Source organism: Kurthia gibsonii (assembly GCF_006539985.1).
Taxonomy (GTDB): domain Bacteria; phylum Bacillota; class Bacilli; order Bacillales_A; family Planococcaceae; genus Kurthia; species Kurthia gibsonii.
The window spans coordinates 1-6,186 of the sequence record NZ_BJOB01000081.1 but is presented as its reverse complement, the minus strand read 5'-3'; the positions used below and the strand labels follow the sequence as shown (position 1 = coordinate 6,186).

The window sequence follows — 6,186 nt, the reverse complement described above, 5'->3', positions numbered from 1 at the left end:
TTATGTTGAAAATACTTTTGTTTCAGGATCTTTTTGTTGTAAACTTTAAAAAGAGTGAAATGTGCTCTATTCACAAATTATTAAAAACGTTTATAACCTACAAAGTGTGATTGCCAGTAGCTATTTGTAATATCATCAATTTGAACATGGTCACCAGAAGCGCTAACCATTTTTCCATCGCCAATGTAGAAACCTACATGTGAAATACCTGATTTATATGTTCCTTCGAAGAATACTAAATCACCGTATTGTGGAGTTGTTACTTTTGTGCCAAGTGTATAATAACCAGCAGCAGAAGTGCGACCGTAATTGAATCCAGCTTGTTTAAATGCATAATCAATTAAACCAGAACAATCAAAACCTTGACTTGGAGAAGAACCGCCAAATACATATGAAACACCAACTTGTGTTAATGCCGCTTTAGTTGCTGCAACAAGTGTACTTGATTGGCTCGGTGCTTGTTGTGTTTGTTGATTGTTTTGCTGTGTACTTTGTTGCGTATTTTGTGTTGAAGTTGTTGGGTTACTTGTTTGTACCACTTGGTTAGATGGTGCTTGTGATGTTGAAGTACCACGTACTTTTAATGTTTGACCTACATAAATCATTGTAGAAGAAAGATTATTTGTTTCCATTAATTGTGTGTAAGTTGTATTGTGCGCTTGCGCAATTTTAGATAATGTATCACCTTTTGCAACTGTGTATGTACCAGAAGTTGTGTTTGCTGGTTTTGAAGCAGTTGGTTGGTTATTCGTTGTCGTTTGTTGTTTTGAACCACTTACTTGTAACGTCTGACCAGGATAGATCATTGTAGATGAGAGGTTGTTTAACGACATAATTTGTTGATACGATGTACCATATTTTTGTGCAATTTTAGATAATGTGTCACCTGATACAACTTTATATGTATCTTGCGTTGTTGTTTTTTGAGCCGTTTTTTGAGCTTGCTTCGATGGAAGCGTTTTAGAAAGTTCATATTGTAAGGCTTGCTTTTGAACTTGTTGTTGTTGCTCTTGTTTCATTTCTTGACTGCTATTTGCCATTGCATTTGCATCAGTTTGACCTGTTAGTGAAGATATAAATAAAGTTGAGCCTAATGTTAAAGAGGCTACAATTGTTTGCTTTTTCATTGAAAATAAACACTCCTACTTATTCATTTTTTGGAACAACTCTATCTTAACAGGTAAATATAACAAATAGATGATGTAAACATGTTATTTTCATAACTATTATATTAAAATAAGACTAAAATATAAAAAATATAACAAAAATATATCTTTTTTAACAAAAAATACGCGAAAAAAGCAACATAAAGTTATTTAAATAAAATAAAAAATCATCGGCATAAAGAGCCAGATGATTTTTTTAGTTATACAAGTGTTTGTTGTCCATCTTCTTCATCAATTGTTGTTTCAAATAGTTCCATGTCATCGTGAGAAAGTGCCACAGGTTCGTCGTCTAAACTCGCTTCTTTTTCGGTTTTACCGCCTAAATAATTACGTCCATATGAAGCATTTGTTTCGAGTAAGTCTTTAATGTCGATCCCAGTGGTTTCTTTTAATGATTTTTGTACCATCGACATAACGCCAACTGTGTTCCCAGCAACGCCTTGCACACCGCCACCTTCACCGCCAAAGTCCATTACTTGTACATTTTTAATAGAAGCAAGTGGTTCTGCAACTGCGCGAGCAAAATCCGGAAGGGCTTTAATGAACATTTCAGCAATTGCCGCTTCACCGTATTCTTTCATGGCTTCAGCTTTCTTTTTAATAGCTTCCGCTTCCGCAATACCTTTGTCACGAATCGCATCAATTTCAATTTGATTTTTACGTGCAATGGCGTCGTTTTCTACTTTTAATTGTAACTCTTTTGAACGAGATTCGGCTTCAGCTTGACGCTCTGCAATACGTGCTTTTGCATCATTAGCGATGACTTCTTTTTCAGAAGCAATTTGTGCGTCAATAATTGCTTGTTGCTTTGCTAATTCTTTTAATTCTAGTTGTGCTTTTTCACGTTCACGCTTCGCCTGTGTTTCTTTTTCAATTAAGTCTAGTTCTAGTTCAGCTTGTTTTTTCTCATAGGCTTGTTTTGCAATCGCTCGTTGTTCATTCAATTCACGTTCACGTTTTGTTTTTTCTAGCTCTAAGTCATTTTGTGATTTCGTCTGTTCAAGTTGTAAATCGGTATGCTGACGTGTAATTTCAATATTCGATTCACTTTTTGCACGTTCTGTTAACTGTGCATTTGTCGCCTTGTTTTCTTCAATTTGACGTTCTGCATCTGAGCGGGCGTTTTGTGCTTGTTTAGAAGACTCTGCTAGTTTTGTAATCCCTAAATTCTTTAAAAAACCGAGTTCAGAATCGTATTCGTCTGCATCGAGTACGCGGTCAAGAGAGAAATTGACCACGTTAAAGCCCATAGATTGTAAGTCGGATTCTGACTTTTCTTGTACAACTTGAATAAAGTTTTCGCGTGCATTATTTACTTCAAGTGCGCCTTGTTCAGCTACTGTTGTGCGCAATTTACCTTCTAAAATAACACGTAATTCTTTAGAAATTTCGTCAGGTGCTTTTCCCATGAATTGCTCAGCAAACTTAATGACAGCTTCTAGTTCATCGGCTACTTTAATCGTAGAAGTTGCATGAACGGTAATAGGCACTTCATCTTTTGTGAGAATGCCTTCTGCTTTTAATGGAATTTGGAATGAATTGAGAGAAATCGTATGTGCAGATTGAAAAGGAGTAACGAGAACAGTGCCACCACGTACAACACGTAAGCGACGTCCATCTCTTATGTAGACACCAGGATCGCCTTCTTTTCCGACGTTTTTCCCTGAAATAATGAGTGCTTCATTTGGTGCAACTTTTTTATAACCAAATTTAAAAACCATACAAGAACCTCCATAAAAAGTTTTTTAAGGAAAAATTATCCTCACTATAAGGTTAGTGTAAGAAGAGAGGGACGTCAACATGAAAAAGGCACCTTTTTACAGAGTGCCTCGTGTTGTTAGTGTTGTGTTTGATGATAAGCTTCTAAATCTGCGATTGCTTGTTTGTAAAGCTCTTTTGTAATGGGGTATGGTGAGCAAGCGATATCAACCGTTGTCATTGCTTTATCTAAAATACGCTCAACTTCTTCTTCATTTTTCACACCAATTTGTTCAAGTGATACAGATAAATCAACACGACGCATGAAGTCATATAAACGATTACGTGCTTCAATTTGTCCATCCATTGTTAAAAGAAGTAATACACCGTAACATACGATTTCACCATGTAAGTGTGATTCACAGCCTTCGACCACAGTAGAACCATAGTAAAATGAATGTGCGGCATTTGAATTGTAATCGTTGTCGACTAATACCGATGTTAGAGCAGTTGTCATTAAGATATCCAAAGCCACTTGTTCTAAAGCGAAAGATGTTTTGTTTTCTGTACAAGAATCAAGTGCATCTTTGCCATATGTCATTAAGCGATCCGCACTATTTTGTGCCACTTGAACGCCAAGTGCATCGGTATAAGCAAGTGTTTTACCGCGCGAAGAAAAAGCAGATTCATATTCTTTTGAAATGGCATCTGCAATTCCAGCCCACAAATAAACGCTAGGTGCTTCTGCAATAATCTCTGTATCAATGAAGCAATGTTTTGGCGGGGCATTTAAAAAGAATAGTCCATCCATTTCACCAGTTGCTTTATACATAACGGATACAGCAGTATTTGGCGCGCAATTTGAAGCAATCGTTGGGAATGTGAAAACAGGTTTTGCCATACGTTCAGCAAGCGTTTTTACAGTATCTACTGCACGCCCCCCACCAACTGCGAAGATAAAGTCTGCTTCTTGTACAGTCGGGATTGCTTGTAACCGCTCGACATGTTCATAGGTTGCATCGTCACCATAAACTTGTACATCCGTTAAAATAAAGTCAGTTTTTGCTAATGAAGCTTTGATTTTATCAATACTTTTTTCTAAAGCCGTTTGACCACCAATAATGGCGACCTTTGTTCCAAATGTGTGACAGATTGCACCAATTGCATCATATGCATCTGTTCCAATCGTATAATTTGGTAAAAATACGCTATTTGCCATCTGAGTTGCACTTCCTTTTTTTTATTAAGTTATATCATCATAACATAAAAACAATTGAATTTTCAGTATTTTTAAAAAATAAGATATATATTTCAACTTATGGGTATAGTTTATTTTAGCTTTAAAAGACCGATATAAATTTTGTAATACACTATTACACGAAAGAAAGAGGAGAGCATATGAAAAAATTTTTAGCAGTTGGACTTGCAACAACGTTATTGTTATCAGCAGGTGCACAAGTAGATGCCAAACCAAAATTTATTGATAAAAACAAAAATGGCATCGAAGATAAGTGGGAAAAGAAGTACAAATTAAAAGGTAAAAATGTCGCAAAATTAGATATAGATAAAGATGGTCTAAACAACTTTGTTGAGTATAAGTTAAGTTTAAATCCAACGAAGAAAGATACGAATAAAAACGGTGTAGCAGATGCATTAGAAGATACAGATAAAGATGGTATCAGTAATGGCACGGAACTTGAACTAGGTTTAAAACCTTATACAGCTTACAGCAAAAGTAAAAAAGTAAAAGATGGTAACTTAAAAGATACAGATGGTGTGAAATGGTCTGAAAAAGTACGTGAACTTGAAATCTCTGTTGAGTCAGGCAAAAAAGAATTTGAGCTAGAGTACGAAAAGAAAAAAGGCAAAGCGAAAATCAAATTAAAACAAAAAGGTTATAATTTAGATCAAGCGACAGTTCGTGCACTTGTAACAGATTTACAAAAAGCCATTGATGATAACTTAACAGAAGACCAAATTTTAGATTTAATTCAATCACGCTTTGAGTTAACAGGCACATATGAAATTGAAGTAGAACTTGAGTACATGAATGGCGATGAATTCGAAATCGAACGCGAAGTTGAAGTGGATGATGAAGACGACGCAGATGACCAAGACGATGAAGACCAAGATGTAGTGGTAGAAGTACCGGCTGTTTAATAGAAGATAAAACAGGGGTTGCATATATTGCAGTTCCTGTTTTTTAAATTTTCGCAATAATTTTATTTGAAACGATAAAAGAGTGGTACAGAGATAGTAAGCGCTTTAAAGTAGTTAATAGTACATATTTGATTTTTTAGATGGATATTTTGAGCAATAAAATGTTTTTTTACTCAAAAATCCGATATACTATAGATATTAAATAAGTACAGTTGGAAAGAAGTGTTATAACAGATGACAAAAGAAATTTTGAACTTTGTTGATGAAATTCAAAGTCAATTGATGTATGACTTAGTAGACGGTGAATCGAATTTAGAACAGATTGCACAGCGTTTAATGGAGTGTCACCAAACGAGCACACGCGATATTTGCCAAGCTTATGAAGTCGTAAAACATGAGTTAGTCGGTACATTATAAGTACGTAGAAAAAGCAATTTCAAATGAGATTGCTTTTTTATTATGCTATGATTATAGTACGAATTGAAAATATACAATGAAGGTGAATCAAATGCCAGCACTCACGATGGAACAAGTTTTAACATTGGATGCACATCAAGTGTACACAGTAGAACCCAAAAGAACACTTTTTACATTAGAAAGAATTCGTAAAGAGTTTTTCCAAGAGGAACTGGGTGAGTTGATGCAAGGAATTACAACAGAGCCACATAGTAATCAGAAAGAGCATGAACTCGTTGAAAAGTTGCGTGTAACGGATGCCTATATCGATGATTTAGCACTCGTGTATGTTGAACAAGACAAAATTATTGGATTTATTATGTACACAGAATGTTTTATTGGTGATTTTCCAGTACTCGCTTTAGGCCCGCTTGCTGTCTTACCAGAAAAACAAGGACAGGGAATCGGTACACAGCTAATGGAGGCTTCATTAGAACGTGCGAAATGGAGTGGTTTTGCTGCAGTTGTTGTACTAGGACATGCCGATTATTATGTGCGATTTGGTTTTGAACGCGCCGATTGGTATGGTGTTCAAGCGCCATTTGACGTACCACTGGAAAATTATCGCGTACTACCATTATATAAAGGTGCATTAACAGACCTATCAGGTGTGGTAACATACGCGAAACCATTTTATAAAGAATAAAGAGTTGGGGAAACCCCAACTCTTTTGTTTTGGAAAAAATGAAAATTAATATTGCTGAAA

Annotated in this window: 6 protein-coding genes; 3 read left to right on the top strand and 3 right to left on the bottom strand. The window is 35.6% G+C overall.

Annotated features, from left to right (window positions below; all coding sequences use genetic code 11):
- Positions 1-80: 80 nt before the first annotated feature.
- From KGI01_RS13335 to KGI01_RS13325, 3 genes are all read right to left on the bottom strand, one after another.
- Complete coding sequence (locus KGI01_RS13335; protein ID WP_141275085.1) at positions 81-1,127, bottom strand: LysM peptidoglycan-binding domain-containing protein; 1,047 nt, start codon at positions 1,125-1,127, stop codon at positions 81-83.
- A gap of 239 nt (positions 1,128-1,366) precedes the next feature.
- Positions 1,367-2,887, bottom strand: a complete 1,521-nt coding sequence (locus tag KGI01_RS13330; RefSeq protein WP_141275084.1) for a flotillin family protein — start codon at positions 2,885-2,887, stop codon at positions 1,367-1,369.
- A gap of 116 nt (positions 2,888-3,003) precedes the next feature.
- Positions 3,004-4,083, bottom strand: a complete 1,080-nt coding sequence (locus KGI01_RS13325; RefSeq protein WP_141275083.1) for an iron-containing alcohol dehydrogenase family protein — start codon at positions 4,081-4,083, stop codon at positions 3,004-3,006.
- Positions 4,084-4,262: 179 nt separating this feature from the next.
- Here KGI01_RS13325 and KGI01_RS13320 point away from each other — a divergent pair, with 179 nt between their 5' ends.
- The 3 genes from KGI01_RS13320 to KGI01_RS13310 all read left to right on the top strand — a co-directional run bounded on the left by KGI01_RS13320 (position 4,263) and on the right by KGI01_RS13310 (position 6,126).
- Positions 4,263-5,024: a hypothetical protein gene (locus KGI01_RS13320; RefSeq protein ID WP_141275082.1), complete on the top strand. Its 762-nt coding sequence runs from the start codon at positions 4,263-4,265 to the stop codon at positions 5,022-5,024.
- A gap of 234 nt (positions 5,025-5,258) precedes the next feature.
- Positions 5,259-5,441 (top strand): hypothetical protein, encoded by a 183-nt coding sequence (locus tag KGI01_RS13315; protein WP_068453904.1) that lies wholly within the window; start codon positions 5,259-5,261, stop codon positions 5,439-5,441.
- 91 nt (positions 5,442-5,532) lie between these two features.
- A complete protein-coding gene (locus KGI01_RS13310; protein WP_170214801.1) occupies positions 5,533-6,126 on the top strand; it encodes a GNAT family N-acetyltransferase in 594 nt (197 codons plus the stop codon).
- Positions 6,127-6,186 lie beyond the last annotated feature (60 nt).